This window comes from Bacillus sp. 1021 (genome assembly GCF_014534735.1).
Taxonomy (GTDB): domain Bacteria; phylum Bacillota; class Bacilli; order Bacillales; family Bacillaceae; genus Bacillus; species Bacillus siamensis.
Genome location: NZ_JACVSR010000003.1, coordinates 110,388 through 130,763, shown reverse-complemented (window position 1 = coordinate 130,763; position 20,376 = coordinate 110,388). Strand labels below are relative to the sequence as shown.

At 45.1% G+C, this 20,376-nt stretch carries 25 protein-coding genes; 17 read left to right on the top strand and 8 right to left on the bottom strand.

The window, feature by feature from the left end:
- Position 1 precedes the first annotated feature (1 nt).
- Positions 2–709 carry a VrrA/YqfQ family protein gene (gene vrrA, locus ICW23_RS12320; RefSeq protein WP_049627032.1) on the bottom strand — a complete coding sequence of 236 codons (708 nt, stop codon included), beginning with the start codon at positions 707–709 and terminating at the stop codon, positions 2–4.
- Between the two features lie 165 nt (positions 710–874).
- On the opposite strand from vrrA, the gene ICW23_RS12315 reads away from it, so the two are divergent.
- Entirely contained in the window at positions 875–2,191 is a 1,317-nt protein-coding gene (locus ICW23_RS12315; RefSeq protein ID WP_016938932.1) for a DEAD/DEAH box helicase, read from the top strand.
- Positions 2,192–2,202: 11 nt separating this feature from the next.
- Positions 2,203–3,096: a deoxyribonuclease IV gene (locus ICW23_RS12310; RefSeq protein ID WP_016938933.1), complete on the top strand. Its 894-nt coding sequence runs from the start codon at positions 2,203–2,205 to the stop codon at positions 3,094–3,096.
- Between the two features lie 29 nt (positions 3,097–3,125).
- Here ICW23_RS12310 and ICW23_RS12305 read toward each other — a convergent pair whose 3' ends face one another.
- Entirely contained in the window at positions 3,126–3,380 is a 255-nt protein-coding gene (locus ICW23_RS12305; RefSeq protein ID WP_049627029.1) for a DUF2624 domain-containing protein, read from the bottom strand.
- A gap of 118 nt (positions 3,381–3,498) precedes the next feature.
- Between ICW23_RS12305 and ICW23_RS12300 the strand changes: the two genes are divergently transcribed.
- Together ICW23_RS12300 and zur are read left to right on the top strand one after the other, a co-directional pair.
- A complete protein-coding gene (locus tag ICW23_RS12300; RefSeq protein ID WP_016938935.1) occupies positions 3,499–4,380 on the top strand; it encodes a YitT family protein in 882 nt (293 codons plus the stop codon).
- Between the two features lie 123 nt (positions 4,381–4,503).
- Complete coding sequence (gene zur / locus ICW23_RS12295) at positions 4,504–4,914, top strand: zinc uptake transcriptional repressor Zur (protein ID WP_007612627.1); 411 nt, start codon at positions 4,504–4,506, stop codon at positions 4,912–4,914.
- A 29-nt stretch (positions 4,915–4,943) separates the two neighbouring features.
- On the opposite strand, the gene ICW23_RS12290 is transcribed toward zur, so the two are convergent.
- Positions 4,944–5,525 (bottom strand): 5' nucleotidase, NT5C type, encoded by a 582-nt coding sequence (locus tag ICW23_RS12290; protein WP_016938936.1) that lies wholly within the window; start codon positions 5,523–5,525, stop codon positions 4,944–4,946.
- Positions 5,526–5,658: 133 nt separating this feature from the next.
- Here ICW23_RS12290 and ICW23_RS12285 point away from each other — a divergent pair, with 133 nt between their 5' ends.
- Entirely contained in the window at positions 5,659–6,036 is a 378-nt protein-coding gene (locus tag ICW23_RS12285) for a DUF308 domain-containing protein (protein WP_087920773.1), read from the top strand.
- 30 nt (positions 6,037–6,066) lie between these two features.
- Here ICW23_RS12285 and ispG read toward each other — a convergent pair whose 3' ends face one another.
- From ispG to ICW23_RS12270, 3 genes are all read right to left on the bottom strand, one after another.
- Entirely contained in the window at positions 6,067–7,185 is a 1,119-nt protein-coding gene (gene ispG / locus ICW23_RS12280; RefSeq protein ID WP_173363136.1) for a flavodoxin-dependent (E)-4-hydroxy-3-methylbut-2-enyl-diphosphate synthase, read from the bottom strand.
- Positions 7,186–7,317: 132 nt separating this feature from the next.
- Positions 7,318–7,620: a LysM peptidoglycan-binding domain-containing protein gene (locus ICW23_RS12275; protein ID WP_016938938.1), complete on the bottom strand. Its 303-nt coding sequence runs from the start codon at positions 7,618–7,620 to the stop codon at positions 7,318–7,320.
- 91 nt (positions 7,621–7,711) lie between these two features.
- Complete coding sequence (locus ICW23_RS12270) at positions 7,712–8,476, bottom strand: DUF1189 domain-containing protein (protein ID WP_016938939.1); 765 nt, start codon at positions 8,474–8,476, stop codon at positions 7,712–7,714.
- Positions 8,477–8,633: 157 nt separating this feature from the next.
- Between ICW23_RS12270 and ICW23_RS12265 the strand changes: the two genes are divergently transcribed.
- The 9 genes from ICW23_RS12265 to pstB (ICW23_RS12225) all read left to right on the top strand — a co-directional run bounded on the left by ICW23_RS12265 (position 8,634) and on the right by pstB (ICW23_RS12225) (position 18,083).
- On the top strand, positions 8,634–9,116 hold the full coding sequence (locus tag ICW23_RS12265) for a DUF456 domain-containing protein (protein WP_045926733.1): 483 nt from the start codon (positions 8,634–8,636) through the stop codon (positions 9,114–9,116).
- A gap of 164 nt (positions 9,117–9,280) precedes the next feature.
- Positions 9,281–9,886: a superoxide dismutase SodA gene (gene sodA, locus ICW23_RS12260; protein ID WP_016938941.1), complete on the top strand. Its 606-nt coding sequence runs from the start codon at positions 9,281–9,283 to the stop codon at positions 9,884–9,886.
- 119 nt (positions 9,887–10,005) lie between these two features.
- Positions 10,006–11,295: an MFS transporter gene (locus tag ICW23_RS12255; protein ID WP_047475615.1), complete on the top strand. Its 1,290-nt coding sequence runs from the start codon at positions 10,006–10,008 to the stop codon at positions 11,293–11,295.
- A 101-nt stretch (positions 11,296–11,396) separates the two neighbouring features.
- Positions 11,397–13,544, top strand: coding sequence for a penicillin-binding protein 2A (gene pbpA / locus ICW23_RS12250; RefSeq protein ID WP_016938943.1), 2,148 nt, complete (start codon positions 11,397–11,399; stop codon positions 13,542–13,544).
- 156 nt (positions 13,545–13,700) lie between these two features.
- Positions 13,701–14,603, top strand: a complete 903-nt coding sequence (locus ICW23_RS12245; RefSeq protein WP_016938944.1) for a phosphate ABC transporter substrate-binding protein — start codon at positions 13,701–13,703, stop codon at positions 14,601–14,603.
- 47 nt (positions 14,604–14,650) lie between these two features.
- Positions 14,651–15,580, top strand: a complete 930-nt coding sequence (pstC, locus tag ICW23_RS12240; RefSeq protein ID WP_013352890.1) for a phosphate ABC transporter permease subunit PstC — start codon at positions 14,651–14,653, stop codon at positions 15,578–15,580.
- Entirely contained in the window at positions 15,580–16,464 is an 885-nt protein-coding gene (gene pstA / locus ICW23_RS12235; protein ID WP_016938946.1) for a phosphate ABC transporter permease PstA, read from the top strand. The genes pstC and pstA overlap by 1 nt, the downstream gene beginning before the upstream one ends.
- Positions 16,465–16,482: 18 nt before the next feature.
- Positions 16,483–17,289 carry a phosphate ABC transporter ATP-binding protein PstB gene (pstB, locus tag ICW23_RS12230; RefSeq protein WP_016938947.1) on the top strand — a complete coding sequence of 269 codons (807 nt, stop codon included), beginning with the start codon at positions 16,483–16,485 and terminating at the stop codon, positions 17,287–17,289.
- 11 nt (positions 17,290–17,300) lie between these two features.
- Complete coding sequence (gene pstB, locus ICW23_RS12225; protein ID WP_188154565.1) at positions 17,301–18,083, top strand: phosphate ABC transporter ATP-binding protein PstB; 783 nt, start codon at positions 17,301–17,303, stop codon at positions 18,081–18,083.
- Between the two features lie 95 nt (positions 18,084–18,178).
- Here pstB (ICW23_RS12225) and ICW23_RS12220 read toward each other — a convergent pair whose 3' ends face one another.
- Positions 18,179–18,643, bottom strand: coding sequence for an endolytic transglycosylase MltG (locus ICW23_RS12220; protein ID WP_188154564.1), 465 nt, complete (start codon positions 18,641–18,643; stop codon positions 18,179–18,181).
- Positions 18,640–18,993 (bottom strand): hypothetical protein, encoded by a 354-nt coding sequence (locus ICW23_RS12215; protein WP_016938950.1) that lies wholly within the window; start codon positions 18,991–18,993, stop codon positions 18,640–18,642. The genes ICW23_RS12220 and ICW23_RS12215 overlap by 4 nt, the downstream gene beginning before the upstream one ends.
- A gap of 347 nt (positions 18,994–19,340) precedes the next feature.
- Here ICW23_RS12215 and rpmG point away from each other — a divergent pair, with 347 nt between their 5' ends.
- The 3 genes from rpmG to ICW23_RS12200 all read left to right on the top strand — a co-directional run bounded on the left by rpmG (position 19,341) and on the right by ICW23_RS12200 (position 20,359).
- Positions 19,341–19,490 carry a 50S ribosomal protein L33 gene (gene rpmG / locus ICW23_RS12210; RefSeq protein WP_003153056.1) on the top strand — a complete coding sequence of 50 codons (150 nt, stop codon included), beginning with the start codon at positions 19,341–19,343 and terminating at the stop codon, positions 19,488–19,490.
- Positions 19,491–19,568: 78 nt separating this feature from the next.
- Positions 19,569–20,123 carry a 5-formyltetrahydrofolate cyclo-ligase gene (locus ICW23_RS12205; protein ID WP_016938951.1) on the top strand — a complete coding sequence of 185 codons (555 nt, stop codon included), beginning with the start codon at positions 19,569–19,571 and terminating at the stop codon, positions 20,121–20,123.
- A 62-nt stretch (positions 20,124–20,185) separates the two neighbouring features.
- Positions 20,186–20,359: a hypothetical protein gene (locus tag ICW23_RS12200; protein ID WP_016938952.1), complete on the top strand. Its 174-nt coding sequence runs from the start codon at positions 20,186–20,188 to the stop codon at positions 20,357–20,359.
- The last annotated feature ends 17 nt before the right edge of the window (positions 20,360–20,376 follow it).

The window sequence follows — 20,376 nt, the reverse complement described above, 5'->3', positions numbered from 1 at the left end:
GTTAAATATATAATTTCGGCTTTGATCTGCCCGATGTTCTTTTTGGACGCGGCTGTTCCGCTGATGTTGCTTCAGTTTCGTCTTTTTCTTGTGAAGCGGATGCTTTTTCAGATGTCTTCTTTGATGTTTTAGATGAGGCATCTGATTTGTTTTCACCTTCAGTTTCGTCCGTTTTTTCATCTTCATCCTTTTTGTCCTGTTCGGCTGTTTCTTTTGTCTCGCCGGATTCACTATCTTCATTCTCATCATCGCTGCTGCTTAATTGACTGTAAAGCTTCATCATGGCGGGCAGATTCCGTACTAAAGGGCCGTACTGCTGGATCATCGGCGTAACCTGCTGCGCCACGCCGAGCACCTTCTGAACGTTGCCGAGCATGCTCGACAGTGATGCCGGACTTGCCAGACTCTGAATTCCCTGCAATCCCTGCAGGCCTGCGCCTGCTCCTCCGCTGGCCGCTGCCGGTGCGGACCCGGCAGCGCTTCCTCCTGATCCGGGTAAAAAACGGGAAAGCATTCCTTTTAAGCCTCCTCCGCCTGTGCCTGCGTTTCTCAAACCTGCTCCGGCCATCTGCTGCTGAGGGAAAAACTGCCGGCCCTGCTGCATCATCTGCCGGCCCGGCAATGACGGTCTGCCTCTCATCATCATCCGCGGGTTCATCAACGGCCGGCCCTGCTGCGCCATATTTCTCATCGGCTGCTGTGGAAACATACTTGTACCTCCTTTCTGTCTCTCTGCTATTACAATATGCATCGGAGGGGGCATTTGCTTTTCTGTCCAGAAAACAGGCTTCCCCCAAGACATGGTGTTTTTAAGTAAAATCGGTTATAATGTGATGATGGACACAGAATGTGCCGCTTTAAGGAGCTGGGAAAAATGAAAGAAACTAAATTTGATGGATACAACTTAAAACCGTTTATTATAGATGCAGTTCACCGCCTTGGTTTTTATGAACCGACAGATATTCAAAAGCGGCTGATACCTGCTGTATTGAAAAACGAAAGCGTGATCGGGCAGTCCCAGACGGGGACGGGAAAAACCCACGCCTATTTATTGCCTATTCTGAATCGGATTGATTCGGATTCTGATACGGTGCAGGCTGTTATCACGGCGCCGACGAGAGAGCTTGCCAATCAGATTTATCAGGAAGCGCTCAAAATCACACAGGGTGCCGAGGACGGGCCGATCCGGACAAAATGCTTTATCGGCGGAACGGACAAGCAAAAATCAATTGATAAGCTGAAAACACAGCCACATCTCGTCGTCGGAACGCCGGGCCGGATTGCGGATCTGATTAAAGCGCAGGCATTGAACGTCTATAAAGCGCAGTCTCTCGTCATTGACGAAGCTGATCTGATGCTTGATATGGGCTTTTTAGAAGACGTTGATTACATCGGATCCCGTATGCCGGAACAACTGCAGATGCTTGTTTTCTCAGCTACGATTCCGGAAAAGCTGAAGCCGTTTTTGAAAAAGTATATGGAAAATCCGAAATACGCTCATGTTGAGCCGAAAAGGATCACAGCCGAAAAGATTGAACATGTTTTGGTTCCTTCTAAACAGCGTGATAAAGACAAACTGCTTTTTGATATGATGTCGAATCTGAATCCTTATCTGGGCATCGTGTTTGCCAATACGAAAAACACGGCTGACCATATTGCGAAATACCTGACCGAAAAAGGCATGAGAGTCGGCCTTCTGCACGGGGGATTAACACCGCGTGAACGCAAAAAGGTAATGAAGCAGATTAATGATCTGGAATTCACTTATGTCATTGCGACAGATCTTGCGGCAAGAGGAATTGACATTAAAGGCGTAAGCCATGTCATCAACTACGAGCTTCCGGACGATCTGGATTTTTATGTTCACCGCGTCGGAAGAACCGCACGCGCCGGTTCATCAGGCCAAGCACTGACTATATACGAGCTTTCTGACGAAGATGCGCTCGCAAGACTCGAAAAGATGGGCATTGTGTTTGACTATGCGGAGCTTGTAAACGGGGAATGGAAGAAAGGCGATGACCGCCACCGCCGTAAAAATCGCAAAAAGACGGCAAATGAGGCTGACCAAATGGCGAAACGTCTTGTGAAAAAGCCGAAAAAAGTAAAGCCGGGCTATAAAAAGAAAATGAGCTACGAAATGGAAAAAATCAGAAAGAAGCAGAGAAGAAACCAATCTAACAGAGGAAAGTAGGGGGAATCGGGTTGCTGAAAATAGGTTCACACGTCTCAATGAGCGGAAAACATATGCTCCTTGCCGCAAGCAAGGAAGCCGTTTCATACGGGGCGAACACATTTATGATATATACGGGCGCTCCCCAAAATACGCGCCGCAAAAAAATTGAAGACTTGAATATTGAAGCGGGCCGCGCCCATATGAAGGAAAACGGCATCGGTGACATTGTCGTGCATGCGCCGTACATCATTAACATCGGAAATACGACAAACCCGGCAACGTTTGAGCTGGGCGTTGATTTTCTGCGTTCTGAAATTGAAAGAACGGCAGCGATCGGCGCGAAACAGATCGTGCTTCATCCAGGAGCGCATGTCGGAGCCGGTGCTGAAACGGGCATCAAAAAGATCATTGAAGGATTAAACGAAGTGATTGATCCGGGCCAAAGCGTCCAGATTGCGCTGGAGACAATGGCGGGCAAGGGGTCAGAATGCGGAAGAAGTTTTGAAGAGCTTGCCGAGATCATTGCGGGCGTCACACATAATGAACATCTTTCCGTCTGCTTTGACACTTGTCACACCCATGATGCAGGATATGATGTTGCCAATGATTTTGACGGCGTTCTTAATGAGTTTGATAAAATCGTCGGCATCGACCGGATAAAAGTCCTTCATGTGAATGACAGCAAAAATATCAGGGGAGCCCGTAAAGACCGTCATGAAAACATCGGGTTCGGAGAGATCGGTTTTGACGCTCTGCAGTACATTGTTCATCACGAGCAGCTTGCCGATATTCCGAAAATCCTCGAAACACCGTATGTAGGCGAAGACAAGAAAAATAAGAAGCCGCCGTACCGTTTTGAAATCGAAATGCTGAAAGAAAAGCAGTTTGACAAGGAGCTTCTTGAAAAAATATCAGCTCAATAAAAAAGGAGGGGGAATTGCCCCTCCTTTTTTTACCCTGAAAATTGATTGAAAAGTTCGTTAACTTTCCGAGCCGTTTCTTTTGAAGTAATCGTTTCCACTTTTTTCAGCAGGCGAAGCCGCTCCTGTTCATCAAAAATATTGATGTTTTTTCCGTGCATCAGAGCCGCTACCTCAGCCGCTTGACTTCTCGTAATGCTGATTCCGTATTGCTTTGAATATTTCAGCAGGTCGTCCGCAGTGGCTTGATTGAGCCGCTGCAAAATGATTCTTTGTATTAAAATCATCGATACTTTCACCTCTTTAGACATAATGTATTGAGCAAATTATTAAAATGTTACAGCTTTTAATGGTAAAATGAAGTTGCTTACTGTTTAAAATAGTTATTACAGGAAAGGAGATTTTATGACCCCAAATAAACAGCACAAAAAAGAATCATTTTTACACTTTATCTTCAGGGTCATCATGATTCTGATCGGGGCGGGTTCAGCCGCCGTAAGTATTGAATTGTTTCTGGTCCCTAATAATTTTATCGACGGAGGCATTATCGGTGTTTCATTAATTTTAGACCACCTCTTTATGTCCAATCCCCTCCTCAATTTCGCCTTATTCGTTGTGTTACTCAACATTCCATTTATGATTTTCGGATATAAATATATCGGAAAAACATTTCTCATCTCTACGGTTATCGGAATCGTCGGTTTAGCGCTGATTGAATCCTCCTTGCACCATGTGGAGGCCTTTACGACCCAGCCTATTTTGGCGACGGTATTCGGCGGGCTTTTGCTCGGTTTCGGGGTAGGCCTTGTCATCCGAAACGGAGGCTCGATGGACGGTACTGAAATACTCGGTATCCTTCTCACAAAAAAGCTGCCCTTTTCAGTCGGAGAATTCGTTATGCTCATCAATGTGTTTATTTTTATTTGGGCCGGTTTTGTGTTCGGTCCGGAGCAGGCAATGTATTCTTTCATGACTTATTATATTGCCATGAAAACGATTGACGCCGTCATTCAGGGTCTCGATGAAACAAAAGCGGTCATTATCGTGGCAGACCAGTATGCGGAAATTTCAGACGCGATCTTGCACCGGCTTGGAAGGGGAACCACCAAGCTTCAGGGAAAAGGCGGATATACGGATGAAACCAAAGAAGTCATTTACGCGGTCGTGACAAGGCTTGAAGTGACTAAATTGAAATCCATTGTGTTTGAAATTGATAAAAACGCATTTATTACGATCATGAATACCCATGAAACGAGGGGCGGTAAGTTCAAAACCGCGATTCACTAGGCTTTCGTTTACTTTTCGTCATTTTATAGGTATAATTTTATACAGCATAAGAAAATGGCCTGCTGTTCAGTCAGCTGCCATTTTCTTTTTGGAGCGATACCGTGTTGTAAAGGGGAGGTCCTCATGAACGTCCAAGAAGCGTTGAACCTGCTGAAAGAAAAAGGGTATAAATATACGAGTAAGCGAGAAGACATGCTGCAGCTTTTTGCTGATTCTGATAAATATCTGACGGCCAAAAACGTGCTTGCCGCATTAAACGACGACTATCCGGGTTTGAGCTTTGATACCATATACAGAAATCTTTCGTTATATGAAGAACTCGGTATTTTAGAAACGACGGAGCTGTCCGGGGAAAAACTGTTCCGTTTTACATGCTCTTATACCCATCACCACCACCATTTTATCTGTTTAACCTGCGGGAAAACGAAGGAAATTGAGTCCTGTCCGATGGATAAGCTTCACGATGATTTGGAAGGGTATGACATCAGCGGTCATAAATTTGAAATTTACGGCACCTGTCCGGCGTGCCGATAAAAAACCTCCTGTATAAGCAGGAGGTTTTTTCAGCTTCTGACATGCTGAAGGCTGTGTTTGTTTTTATTGATCCAGGCGACGGCTTCAAGCCAATTCTGCACCCTGATAATATTGGAATCGGTGGGGAGCTGGTTATAAGGGGAATCAAAAAGGATAACCGGAATGCCTGCTTCTTTTGCGATCATTGTCGCGTTGCCGTGGTGATCTTCGAAAAACAGGTCAATGCCGTGTTTTTTGACGGCCTCCACTTTGTGATGACTCCCGACAAGCTCAATGTGATCGTAATGAACGTCCCGGTTTGCAAACCAGTCCAGCGTGACATCTTCTAAGTGGCTGCGTCTTGCCGTAATGTAAATGAGGCGATGCTCTTCTTTCAGTCCGTCCAGCGCCTGCTTCGCAAATTCCGCGAGCTGCGCTTCTTTATATATGGCTGCTTCATGAACATTCATCCATTCCCAAAATTCCTCAGCTGTAATGTTCAAAAGCTTGGTCAGATCATAATCAGTCATATCATCCAAGGTAATGGAAAGATGAAATGAGCGGTTTAAATAAGGGACAAATGTATCCTGTGCCGTAACCGTGCCGTCAATATCTATACCTAACCGTAACATGTCCACACTCCTATATTTTCATCCCTTCAAGTGTAACATAAACAATTGACAATACCAGCAAAGTTTAGCAAACATGATTCCGTGAAAAACGCGGAAACTAAAAAAGCTCCTTTCATAAAAGAAAAAGGGGGAATTGAAGGTGGCATACGATTACGAAAATCGAAAAGGCAACGACTACTATGTGGATCATGGATCGGAAGGAACGGATATCACGCGTGATGTTTATTCAGAAGAGACAGCGGCCGAAATTTCAGAGCCATATCGTGCTTCTGACCGGGCAGCAGACCGCGATGATAACCGGGACGGAGTAAGCGAAGGCCGGGGTATAGGGTATGCAGCATTGGCTATTTCTATCATCTCCCTGTTCGTGCTCCCAGTTTTATTAGGGGCATGCGGCATTATCGTCGGCTATATCGCCAGAAGAAGAGGAGCGGGCGCTCTAGGCGGCTGGGCGATGGGAATCGGTATTGTTTCCCTTGTGCTGGGCATCTTCATTACACCGTTTTTCTAACACGCAAAAAAAAGCTTGGCGGATTATCCGTCAAGCTTTTTGTGTTTCTTGTTCTGCTTTTGCTTTTTCTGCTTCAAGCTTTGCGTAGTGTTCTTCTGCCAGCTTGTCGATTTCTTTTTTCAGCTCTTCGACCATTGTTTCTTCAGGGACTTTGCGGACGATTTGGCCTTTGCGGAAAAGAAGTCCTTCGCCGCGGGCGCCGGCAATACCGATATCGGCTTCTCTTGCTTCGCCCGGTCCGTTAACGGCGCACCCGAGAACGGCTACTTTAATCGGCGCTTTGACTTTAGAAATGTATTCTTCGACTTCATTTGCGATGCTGATGAGATCAATTTCGATCCGTCCGCATGTCGGGCAAGAAATAAGCGTAGCTGCGTTTGAAGCGAGACCGAATGATTTCAGCAGCTCTCTGGCTACTTTTACTTCTTCAACAGGGTCGGCGCTCAGGGAGATCCGGAGCGTGTTTCCGATTCCTTTGCTTAATATCGCTCCGAGTCCGGCCGCGCTTTTTACCGTTCCTGCAAACAGCGTGCCTGATTCTGTAATTCCAAGGTGGAGCGGATAATCAAATGCTTTTGACGCTTTTTCATATGCTTCTATGGCGAGATTGACGTCAGACGCTTTCATGCTGACGATGATGTCATGAAAATCAAGGTCTTCCAGAATTTTTATATGATGAAGCGCACTCTCAACCATGCCGTCAGCAGTCGGATAGCCGTACTTTTCAAGAATTCGTTTTTCCAATGATCCCGCGTTTACGCCGATCCGAATTGGAATTCCTTTTTCTTTAGCCGCTTTTACGACCGCTTCCACTTTTTCACGGCGGCCGATATTACCGGGGTTGATTCTGATTTTGTCGGCGCCGCCCTCAATTGCTTTTAATGCGAGCTTGTAATCAAAATGAATATCGACAACGAGAGGGATGGAAATTCGTTTTTTGATGTCGGCAATTGCGTTCGCCGCGCGTTCGTCAGGGCATGCCACCCGGACAATTTGGCAGCCGGCTTCGGCTAAACGGTTGATTTCCGCCACTGTTGCTTCTACGTCGTGTGTTTTGGTCGTCGTCATACTTTGGATGACGACTTCGTTATTTCCGCCTATTGTTAAAGGTCCCACTTTGACGGGACGCGTTTTTGTACGATGTGTGATTTCACTCACTTGTCAATCGCTCCTTAATTGTAGTTACCGCTTCTGCAGGCTGAGCCTTTTACATGTCAGGCAACTTCTATTTACATATTATATTGTAACAGTGTATTTGCCGAACTGACAAGAAATTAACGTTTAATTACGGTAGACGGGGAATTTATAAGCGGTGCCCGCCTGAATGGCGTTTGCTTTCACATTCGGATTCAGCGCTTCAAAATCTTGTACAATATCATCCGGCGCTTTATGTGCGCCGACGATCGACATTACCGTATCACCTTTTTTGACCGTAACCGTTCTGTATGATGTTTCCTGATTTGCAGGCTGAGCCGCCGCAGCGTATGCAGGAAGGCCTTGAGAAGGGATCGTGCCGATTTTAAGATCATAAAAGATAATAAATATCACAAATAAACTGCCGAATACAAAAGTAAGCCGCTTCATTCCAACCGCCTCCCGCATACATGTTTACTTCATTGTATGCTTGTCCCATTTTGTTCATGACAAAAAAAGAAGACCGCCGGGGCGGTCTTTGTTACACAGCAGTCTTTCTTGGCGGTATCTCTTTTAAGACGAGGAAAAGGATGATAAAGTTTACAAACCAATTCACTAAAAATTCGCTCGGCACCGTAATGACAAGCGCGCGCATAATCGTAAAGAATATGGTGGAGAGCGTAATGGAATAAGCTGAAAGCTTCCAAAGCTGCTGATAATTCAATGTCTTTCTTTGCGCATTTTTTATAATCAGGCCGATGACGGCGAGAAATGAGACTTCAATGAATTTGCCGGCCGCCGTCATAATGAACAGCAAAACGGAAAGGACGGTGACGATCATCGTTTTATTTTGGTTTAAAGCTGATATGATTTCACTTTTAGTGATATCAGCAGGCATTAATGAATAATTCATTTCTGTCGCCTGTCCGTCTACTGCAAGCACCATTTTATTCTTCAAAATGCCGATCGCATTTTGTTTCGCCGCTATTTGTTTAGCGCCGTACGCATCAGTGGGATCAAACACGATGACAAAACCGTTCGCTTCCGTTTCCTTAGAGGCGGAAGCTTTCGTCTGCAATTCACCGTTTGAAATTTTGAAATCAGGGAAATCTTTTTCTAACACGGTTTTGAAACCGTTCATTGAGTTTACGGTGCCTGAGCAAAGGTAATAAGCGCTCGGCAGCGTAAAAAGGACAGACAGCAAAAATACATAAAGGATCGCTTTTCCTATCCCCTGAAACCGTGTTTTTGCAATATCTGCCGGAGAGTATGTACTTTTCAATAAAGCCGTAAATATGTTCAACATCTTCACTTCCTAGCCTAAACTGGTATATGTTGCTTATTGTATCGTTCACCGGAGATGAACACAAGTGAGAGTATTTAAAGCGGCGGTAAGGAATCATACATATTAAGACAAAACGGAAGCAGTAATGCTCCGTAAAACAAAGGAGGGTGTTTAAATCATGAGTGTTTTGTATTGGCTGATTATTATTGCGGTCTTCGTCATTGCTTTCATCGGTCTTGTCTATCCGGTGATCCCAAGCGTTATATTTATCGTGGCCGGTTTTCTCCTCTACGGATTTCTGTTTTCTTTCAGTCCTTATTCTTACCTCTTTTGGCTCATTGAGGCGGTATTTGCGGCCGTTTTATTCGCAGCTGACTATGTGTCAAACTTACTTGGCATCAAAAGGTACGGAGGAAGCAGGGCGGCGATCTGGGGGAGCACGATCGGATTATTGATCGGGCCCTTCGTTATTCCCGTGGCAGGCATTATATTAGGCCCGTTTATCGGTGCTGTCTGCGCTGAGATATTTGTTCATCAAAAGGATATCAAGTCTGCGGCAAAAGTGGGACTGGGCTCGTTAATCGGCTTTTTAACAAGCGTCGCGGCCAAAGGAGTCATTCAGCTCTTTATGATTGGATACTTCTTATGGACGGTGCTTTAGAAGGTTTAATTTCGGCCGTGAACGGATAAAGTGTAATATGTCTGCTGGAATCGTCGGATTGTGAGCTTTTTCATTGATTACCATGCTTTCTTTTGTTACATTGAGATTAGAAAAGTTCGCTAAAAGCGGCATTTCAGTACATATATTTAAAGGAGGAAAAAATTATGGCTTACAAACTTCCAGAACTGCCTTACGCTTATGATGCTTTAGAACCGCATATCGATAAGGAAACAATGACGATTCACCACACGAAGCACCATAACACATACGTTACAAACCTGAACAAAGCGATCGAAGGATCAGCTCTTGCAGAGAAATCTGTAGAAGAGCTTGTCGCAGATTTAAACGCAGTGCCGGAGGATATCCGCACAGCTGTCCGCAACAATGGCGGCGGACATGCAAACCACTCTTTATTCTGGACTCTTTTATCTCCAAACGGCGGAGGCGAACCGACTGGTGAGCTTGCTGAAGAGATCAAAAGCACGTTCGGAAGCTTCGATCAATTTAAAGAAAAATTCGCTGCAGCGGCTGCCGGCCGTTTCGGTTCCGGCTGGGCTTGGCTTGTTGTAAACAACGGCAAACTTGAAATTACAAGCACGCCAAACCAAGATTCACCGCTTTCAGAGGGTAAAACGCCTATCCTCGGTCTTGATGTTTGGGAGCACGCTTACTACCTGAACTACCAAAACCGCCGTCCTGATTACATTTCAGCTTTCTGGAATGTTGTAAATTGGGATGAAGTTGCCCGTCTTTACAGCGAAGCAAAATAAATCGTTCTGATCAAACAAGGTCTCCCGAGGGAGGCCTTGTTTTTTTATTGACTTTGATTCCTTTTTACATATCTCAGTTTGAGTGAGACAGACTAATGTGTAGTAAAGGGGAGTCAATGATGAGCAAAATAAAAAAAATTATCGGCGACATTGAAGTAAATAAAGGTCTGCTGCTGTTATTGACGATTGGCGGCCTTTACTCATTAGGCATCGCGCTGTCAAATACATTTGTCAATGTGTATTTATGGAAACAGTCAGGGAAATTCATTGATTTGGCCATATACAATTTATCGGTCGTGACGATGCAGCCGATTACCTTTCTTCTGGCGGGCCGGCTGGCTAAAAAAATTGACAGGGTGTTTATTCTCAGGTTCGGTGTTATCTTTTTGGCGGCTTTTTATTTAAGTGTGCTCCTTGCCGGGGAAAATGCGGCTTCCCGCCTCATTTTGATCGGTGCCGTGCTCGGAGTGGGATACGGTTTTTACTGGCTGGCCTTTAATGTGCTGACTTTCGAAATTACGGAACCTGAAACGAGAGATTTTTTCAACGGATTTTTAGGCATTTTATCTTCGTCGGCAGGGATGATCGGTCCGATTGTGGCCGGGTTTGTCATCTCAAGACTTCAAAACAATACGGGTTATACAGTCATTTTCAGCCTGTCGCTCGGCTTATTTGCCCTTGCCGTGGTCATGAGCTTTTTTCTCAAGCGGAGAGAGTCGAAAGGCCGGTTTATGCTGAAAAAAGTTTATGATGAGCGTCACACGAATCTGAATTGGCGCCGGATTACAAACGCGCACTTTTTTCAAGGCTTGAGAGAAGGGATTTTTGTTTTTTTAATCAGCGTATTTGTGTTCATTGCGACAAACAGTGAGCTGGCGCTCGGGACATTCGGTCTTGTCAATTCCGCTGTTTCTTTTTTTGCTTACTATTTTGCATCAAGGCTCATCAAAAAAAGATCGCGTAAAAAGGCGATTCTTATCGGCGGATTGATTGTGTACGGCGCCCTGTTTCTCATTATTTTTCATATGAGCTTTACGACGCTTCTTATATACGGAGTGTTTATTGCGATCGGCTATCCTGTTCTGCTCGTGCCGTATGTCTCGCTTACATATGATGTAATAGGCCGGGCGCGGCTTGCCAGGAAGGCCAGAATTGAGTACATCGTGCTCAGGGAATTGTTTTTAAATGCAGGCCGGATCGTTTCCATCCTGTGCTTCCTTTTGATCGTAACATTGCTGAAGGAAAAAGTGGGAATACCGGCGGCGCTCGTGCTGCTCGGAGCCGGTCATCCGCTGATTTATTACTTTATCAAAGACGTTAAACTGGATACGGAAACTTCTGATGAAACAGTGGAAGAGGACCGACAAAAACAGGCGGGTGAACCGAATTTTATAAAAGGAGAAAGATAAAAGGGTTATCTGTAGAAAAATATCGAAAAAACCTTTAGAATGAAAAATGGCACCTGAACAAAAGGTGTCATTTCTTTCTGTAAATAAGAAAAGGTGATGTCATGAGGAGAAATAAAAAGAAAATAGCAGTAAGCAAAGAAAAGAAAAAATCATTGCCGATCCGGCTTAATTTTTTGTTTTTGGCCGCGTTTCTTATTTTCACGTGGATTATCGTCGAGCTTGGCATCAAGCAGATCGTTCAGGGTGATGACTATAAAAACGCCGCCAATAAGCAAGAAGAGTCTGATGTCAGCACAGCTGTTCCGAGAGGGAAAATATACGACCGGAACCTTAATCCCATCGTAACGAATAAAGCATTAAATGCGATTACATATACACGTTCAGCCTCAACCACCCAGGCACAGCGTTTAAAAATCGCAAAAAAACTGTCGGGTATGATTAAGGTAAGCACCAAAAAGGTGACTGAACGCGATAAAAAAGACTATTGGATGTTAACGAGGCCTGATGAAGCGAAAAAACTGATTACGGCCAAAGAAAAGCAAAAAGCTGAAGACAAAAAACTGTCTGATGATGATTTATACCAGCTCCAGCTGAAACGCATTACGGACAAACAGCTGAATGAACTCACTTCAAAAGATATGCAGATCCTCGCGATCAAAAGGCAGATGGATTCAGGCTACTCACTGACGCCTCAATACATCAAAAATGAAGGAGTGTCAGCAAAAGAAATGGCCGTCGTCAGCGAACATTTAGATGAGCTGCCGGGGGTTGACGTGACGTCTGACTGGGAGCGGTCTTATCCTTACAAAAGTCTGATCCGGACATTGCTCGGCAGTGTATCCAGTTCGAACGAAGGTCTTCCGTCCAACCTGCTGGATCACTATCTGTCACTTGGATACAGCCGGAATGACAGGGTCGGAAAAAGCTATTTAGAATATCAATATGAAAGCCTGCTGCAGGGGCAAAAAGAGAAAGTGCAGAACTTAACTGACTCATCCGGAAATGTCACGGGCAGCAAAGTGATTTCAAAAGGACAGGCAGGCAAAGACCTTGTGTTATCCATTGATATGGACCTGCAGAAGTCCGTTGAAAAAATCATTGAGAAAAATTTAAGAGCGGCCAAAGCGAGACCGAGCACGAAGCTTCTTGATCGGGCCTTTGTCGTCATGATGAACCCGAAAAACGGCGAAGTGCTGACGATGGCCGGCAAACAGATTACGAATGACCATGGAAAGTACAAAATTAATGATTACGCCCTTGGCGCAATGACGTCCTCCTATGCAATGGGATCGGCGGTCAAAGGAGCGACGGTATTGACGGGACTCCAGACGGGCGCGATTAATTTGAACACCGTTTTTCAGGATGAGCCTTTGTATTTCAAAGGTAGTAAAAACCCGAAAAAATCATGGACGAATTTAGGTCCTGTTGATATCCAAAAAGCGCTTCAGGAGTCATCAAACGTGTTCATGTTTAAAACGGCGATCGCCGTCGGTAAAGGGGAATACAAAAAAGGCCAGTCCCTGCCGCTTGATATGAAGGCATTTGATACTTTCAGATACTACTTCAGTCAGTTCGGTCTAGGAGTGAAGACGGGAATTGATCTCCCGAATGAAGCGACCGGGTATCAAGGGACACAGCGGATTTCCGGTCTTCTGTTAGACTTTGCCATCGGACAGTATGATACGTTCACACCGCTGCAAATGGCACAGTATGTATCAACAATCGCCAATGGAGGCTATCGTTTGAAACCTCAGCTTGTAAAAGAGGTCAGACAGCCTGATTCGAAAAAAGGAATCGGAGCCGTTGTAGAGTCTGTTCAGCCTCAAGTACTGAACAAGATTGATATGAATAATGCTGACATTAAAGAAGTGCAGGCAGGCTTCAGACGCGTCATGACAAAAGGGACAGCCGCAACTGATTTTGCGACGGCGAAATACCGTCCTGCCGGTAAAACGGGTACGGCGCAATCTTTCTATGACGGTCCGGATAAATCAGAGACGGGTGAAGGAACGTATAATACGACTCTTGTCGCTTATGCACCTGCTGATAATCCGGAAGTGGCTATTTCTGTAGTCGTTCCTTGGGCCTATATTGATTACAGCGATCGATATTCGATTACGAATGAAATAGGAAGAGCAGCTTTGGACAAATACTTCGAGCTGAAAAAGAAACAAGAAGATAATAATACGAAGCAGAAAAACGAAGATAAAATTCAGGAAGACGCTGCTAACGGCAATACAAATAACTGATAGAAGAAACGCTCACAGTCTGTGGGCGTTTTTTTTATACAAAAAAACATCCGGATTTACAAAACCTTAACATTCGATTTATACGCATTTTACACGAACCCTTTACTCTATACGTGTAGGACAAATTACACATTAAACGCAGGGGGAATTCAGGAAATGAAAAAAAACAAATGGATGCTTATGCTTCTGATGGCTGCTGTTATGATCGTCGCTGCAGCATGCGGAAATGCAAAGGAAAGCGGCAAGACGGACGGCCAATCTGCAAGTGAGGATAAAAAAGCATCAGGTTCTTTAACCATTTCTGGTTCATCAGCCATGCAGCCGTTAGTACTGGCAGCGGCGGAAAAGTTTATGGAAAAACATCCGGATGCTGATGTGCAGGTGCAAGCGGGAGGTTCAGGAACAGGTCTTTCACAAGTGTCTGAAGGCGCAGTGCAAATCGGCAACTCAGACGTCTTTGCTGAAGAAAAGGAAGGCATTGATGCGAAAGCCCTGAATGATCACCGTGTAGCGGTAGTTGCGATGGCGGCTGCGGTCAACCCGGGTGCGGGCGTAAAGGATATAACCAAAAAACAGCTGGCAGACGTCTTTACAGGCAAAATCAAAAACTGGAAAGAGCTTGGCGGCAAAGATCAAAAGATTACACTCGTCAACCGTCCTGATTCATCAGGCACACGCGCTACGTTCGTCAAATACGCGCTTGACGGAGCGGAACCTGCAGAGGGCATCACAGAGGATTCCTCCAATACAGTCAAAAAAATCATTGCGGAAACACCGGGAGCAATCGGTTATCTGGCTTTCTCTTATATAAACGATGACAAAGTAACGCCTTTATCAATCGGCGGCATCAAACCCGAAGAGAAAAATGTTGTAACAGGGGAATATCCGATTTGGGCTTACGAGCACTCTTATACGAAAGGTGAAGCATCTGGCCTTACCAAAACATTTCTTGACTATTTGAACAGCGATGAAGTACAGAAAAGTATCGTAAAAGATCAGGGCTACATTCCGATCTCTGATATGAAAGTCACACGTGACGCAAAAGGCAAGCAAAGCTGAGGGGAGGGCGGGCTCCCCGTCCTTCTTCTTTATAGGAGTGTAAACAAATGATAAATCACAGAGAAAAAGAGTCTGTAAGCGAACGCTTAATAAGCTCAAAACAAAACAGGCAATTGGATGAAGTCCGCGGAAGAGTGATTGTGTCTGTATGTGCGGCGATTATCATTGCGGCATCAGCGGCAATCACCATCTTTCTCGGCATAAAGGGGCTGCAATCTTTTTTTGTAAATGGTGTAAGCCCGATTGAATTCTTAACAAGTCTGAATTGGAATCCAACCCAGGCAAAGCCTGAGTTCGGCGCGCTGCCTTTTATTTTCGGATCATTCGCAGTCACGGTTCTTTCCGCTCTGATCGCAGCGCCTCTCGGGATTGCGGGTGCCGTGTTTATGACGGAAATTGCGCCGACTTGGGGAAAAAAAGTGCTGCAGCCGGTAATCGAGCTGCTTGTCGGCATTCCGTCCGTCGTTTATGGATTCATAGGTCTTACAGTATTGGTTCCGTTTATCGGATCTTTTAAATCAAGTGGAACGGGTCACAGTCTTCTGGCGGGAACGATCGTACTTTCGGTGATGATTCTGCCGACTATTACGTCGATTTCCGCTGATGCGCTTGCGTCATTACCGAAACACCTTCGTGACGGTTCATATGCGCTCGGTGCGACGAGATGGCAGACAATCAGGAAGGTGCTTATCCCGGCGGCGTTTCCGACATTGCTGACCGCTGTCGTGCTTGGAATGGCAAGAGCATTCGGAGAAGCTCTCGCCGTACAGATGGTTATCGGAAATACAAAGCTTCTCCCGGAAAGCCTGCTTGATACAGCGGGGACATTAACGACGATTATCACGTTAAACATGGGCCATACCACATACGGAAGTATCGAAAATAATACGCTGTGGTCGATGGGTCTTGTTCTTCTTATCATGTCGTTTCTGTTTATACTGCTCATACGCTACTTGTCATCTAGGAGGAAAGTATAATGAACCGGAAAATAACGGATAAATTGGCCACCGGTGTATTCGGTTTATGCGCCGCTGTGATTGCGGCGATTTTAGCAGGATTGTTTTTGTATATTCTGATTCATGGCGTCTCAGAAATCACATTGCATTTTCTTACGTCAAAATCAAGTGCTATCGCATCAGGCGGCGGGATACGGGATCAGCTTTTTAACTCCTTTTACATTCTGTTCATCACCATGCTGATCACGATACCGCTTGGTGTGGGGGGCGGCGTCTTTATGGCTGAATATGCGCCGCAAAATAAAATCACTGATTTTATCAGAACATGTATTGAAGTTCTGTCGTCGCTTCCGTCGATTGTCATCGGGATGTTCGGCATGCTGATGTTTGTGAACCTGACGGGGTGGGGATACACGATTATCGGGGGCGCACTCGCCTTAACGGTCTTTAACCTTCCCGTAATGGTCCGGGTGACAGAAGGCGCGCTCACTGCAGTTCCTAAAGAACTGAAAGAAGCTTCTCTCGCTTTAGGCGTATCGAGATGGCATACCGTCAAAACGGTGCTGATTCCGAGCGCGATTCCTTCGATTTTAACCGGAGCCATTTTGGCATCAGGAAGAGTGTTCGGAGAAGCGGCGGCATTGTTATTTACAGCGGGGCTGACAACGCCGCGGCTGAATTTTACCGATTTAAACCCGTTTTCTGAAGCATCTCCATTAAATATTTTCAGGCCGGCTGAGACGCTGGCGGTTCATATATGGAGCGTCAATACCCAGGGGATCATTCCCGATGCAGAAGCAATAGCAAACGGCGGCTCGGCAGTGCTGGTGATTTCAGTGCTCTTGTTTAATCTTTGTGCAAGATGGCTCGGATCTGCCATTTATAAAAAGCTTACGGCAAATTAATCGGAAAGAGGCGAAAACATGATTGATCACATCGTCAGGGAACAAGCGGAACAGACAGAGCGCTCGCCGGAGTCGTCGATTTTGGAAGTGAATCATTTGTCCATTTACTACGGAGACAAACAAGCGGTTAAGCGTGTGAATATGGATATTGAAAAACATGCGGTGACGGCTCTGATCGGCCCGTCCGGCTGCGGGAAATCAACATTTCTGAGGCAGATCAACAGAATGAACGATGCCATCCCTTCTGCAAGAAGCGAGGGGGAAATCCTTTATGAAGGACTGAATATTTTGGGGGAAGAGATTAATGTCGTGTCTCTCAGACGGGAGATCGGTATGGTGTTTCAAAAACCGAATCCGTTCCCCAAATCCATTTACAATAACATCACACATGCGCTGAAGTATGCGGGTGAACGAAGAAAAGCCGTTTTGGACGAAGCGGTAGAGGAAAGCTTAACGAAAGCTGCGCTTTGGGATGAAGTCAAAGACCGTCTTCATTCATCGGCTCTTTCATTATCAGGCGGCCAGCAGCAGCGCCTTTGCATCGCCCGGACGCTTGCGATGAAACCTGCCGTACTTCTTTTAGATGAACCGGCCTCAGCTCTGGATCCCATCTCAAACGCCAGAATCGAGACGCTTTTGACAGAACTGAAAAAAGATTATTCGATTGTTATCGTTACGCATAACATGCAGCAGGCGCTGAGGGTGTCTGACCGCACGGCTTTCTTTTTAAACGGAGAAGTGGTGGAGTACGGACAGACAGAACAGATTTTTACTAGTCCTAAAGAGAAAAAGACGGATGACTATATTAACGGAAAGTTCGGATAGGGGGAAGGACCGTGAGCGTTGTAAAAGAAGCGGTGCACACACAGAATCTATTTGATATTCAAGGCATGAACGTATGGTATGGAGCTCATCAGGCCTTGAAAAATATTACGATCGGGTTTGAGGAGCGGAAGGTAACTGCCATCATCGGTCCGTCCGGCTGCGGGAAATCCACGTTTATTAAAACATTAAACTTAATGCTGCAAATGGCTCCGAATGTCAAAGTGACAGGCGATATGATTTATAACGGGCGCAATCTGCTGAAGGAAAAGACGGATGCGGCAGAATTAAGAAAGCAGATCGGTATGGTGTTTCAAAAAGGCAATCCGTTTCCGCAGTCCATATTTGAAAATGTCGTGTACGGACCGAGAATACATGGCGAAAAAAATAAAAAGAAACTGCATGAAATCGCCGAAGAATCATTAAAGGCAGCAGCGCTCTGGGATGAAGTGAAGGATCGTCTCCATCAGCAGGCGCTTTCCCTGTCAGGCGGACAGCAGCAGCGGCTGTGCATCGCAAGGGCGCTCGCCACAAAACCGGATGTCCTATTGATGGATGAACCGACGTCTGCTCTTGATCCCGTGTCCACCCGGAAAATAGAAGAGCTGATTCTGGCCTTAAAAGAGAAGTATACCATTGTCATTGTGACGCACAACATGCAGCAGGCTGCGAGAGTTTCTGATCAAACCGCGTTTTTCTATATGGGTGAACTTGTAGAGCGCGGCGATACGGGCAAAATCTTTTCCAAGCCGGATCATCAAAAAACACATGATTATATCACCGGAAAATTCGGATGAAAAAACGGCCCGGCCATTGACCGGGCCCGTTTTAAATTGCCTATTAAAAAAGCCTGCCGGCCGTATCCATGAATGGACGATGCCTGCAAGCTTTTTTAGCGGGTTAATGTTTTGACGATTTTTTTGAAGCTCATATCTGAATCGACTTTGAAATGGCCGGCGCGGATTTCTTTGTGGTAGCCTGCGTCGATGACGTAATCATTAAAGTCCTTCGCTGAAGGAATAATTCCTTCTTTTTCAAGGATGGATGACACATCAGCAGTGCTCATTCCGTCTTTGATCGTAAGTTTGTATGTGACCTTTTTCTTTTTGGCGTCCGTGTTTTGATCGTTGTTTAACGATTTTTCCTTAGCGTCAAGCAGTTTTTGATAGTCATCCCGTTTGACGGAGACTTTTTGCTGAGAGTCGAGGTAGCTGTTTACTTCTTTTTCTGTCAATGCTGTTTTTTCAGTTTTAACGGCAGCTGCCTGGTCATGGTCAGTCAAATAGAAGACAGCGGCGAGGACGGCCGTCGCTAACATCATGCCTGCTGCAAAAGCCTGAATGCCCCGTTTTGTCATACGAGCACCTTCTCATTATCTTTAATAATGGTATTGACGTCCTCGACAGACACGTGTTCCGCTTTTGCGATGGCTTCGGCAGACATCCCGTTGTTATATTTTGAAATGATTTGTTTGGCGATTTTTTGGTTAATGCCGCTGCTTTTGGTTTTGCGGATGACGAGGTTGGTTTCCAGCAATTCTTCTTCAAGCACCGTCATTTTCTTCTTTAACTTGTAAATTTCCTGCATGGCGGAAAGCTGAAGCGTTTCAAGCTCCTGTTCCACGTCTTTCATCGGATCTCTTTGAGAATATGAGAATGCAATAAGCGCTATACTGACGATAAACAACGCAATAATAGCAATTTCCACGTTTCATCACCTTCTATTATTAATTTGCCCTTCTTTTTTATACCATAAAACGCCGCCATTCTAAAGGAAATAGAGAAAAAAACAGAATTTTGTCGGAAAATCTTTTTTATTCGGGGGGCAAACGGATATTTCTCTATAGATTTCGCATATGAAAGCCCTTTTTTGTCCTGTTTCGTCATTTTTTGTATGCGTCTTGTGCAAGGTCAATCAGAGGATCAGAAACATAAACTGATGTTTTCTGCACTTAAACAACATTTCATGTAAATCAGCTCTAGCATTCCGTGCATTATAGTGGTATTATGTATAAGTCTGAATAAGTAAATGATATTTAGTTTGGAGGGAAAATAATGCGCGTTAATATTACTTTGGCTTGCACTGAATGTGGTGAGCGTAACTATATTTCTAAAAAGAACAAACGCAACAATCCGGACCGCGTTGAATTTAAAAAATATTGCCCACGTGATAAAAAATCTACGTTACACCGTGAAACAAAATAAGCTGTTTTAAACGGCGAAAAAAGCTGGAGCTTTCAATAAAGTTCTGGCTTTTTTGTCTTTCAGGGAGGTTTGAGAAACGTGAAAGCACAAATCAGAACCGATATAAAAGCAAAGCTTTCCGGCATAACAGAAAGTGAATGGGAGGCAAAAAGCCGCAGCATGTACAAAACGCTGTTTTCTTTAAAAGAATGGAAACAAGCCCGCATGATTGCCGTCACCATCTCGAAACGCTTGGAAATTCCGACACGGCCGATTATTGAACAGGCTTGGAAAGAGGGAAAACAAGTCTGTATCCCGAAATGCTTCCCCCAGACGGGAGCGATGGAATTCCGTACATTTTCTGCTGATGATCAGCTGGAAACCGTATATGCCGGTCTCAGTGAACCGATCGAAAGCCTGACTGAAAAAGCGGCTCAAAAAGACATTGATCTTGTTATTGTGCCGGGTGTGGCTTTTGACCGGGAAGGCTTCAGAATCGGATACGGCGGCGGATATTATGATCGGTTTCTGACCGGTTATGAAGGCCGTACCGTGTCGCTTCTCTTCGACTGCCAGCTGACAGACCGCATTCCCCGCATGCCCCACGATATTCCGGTCGATATGATCGTGACTGAATCTGAAACCATCGCATAAAAAACTTCTTGCATCCGAATAATTCTCGCTGTTTGACAAACGATAGGGGCAGGAGGGATAAAATGAAAAAATTGTTGATCTACTCATTATGCGCCGTCTCTGTTTTTGCCGTTTACCAAAACCGCTACCGTCTGATGAACACCGTGCTCAGCCAGCCGGGGATCAGACGGTCGTTTATTCATCTCTTTTTAAAAATACCGTTTATCAGAAATAAGTTCATTCAGCAGGCCTTTTAAACAAATCCCGTTTTTTC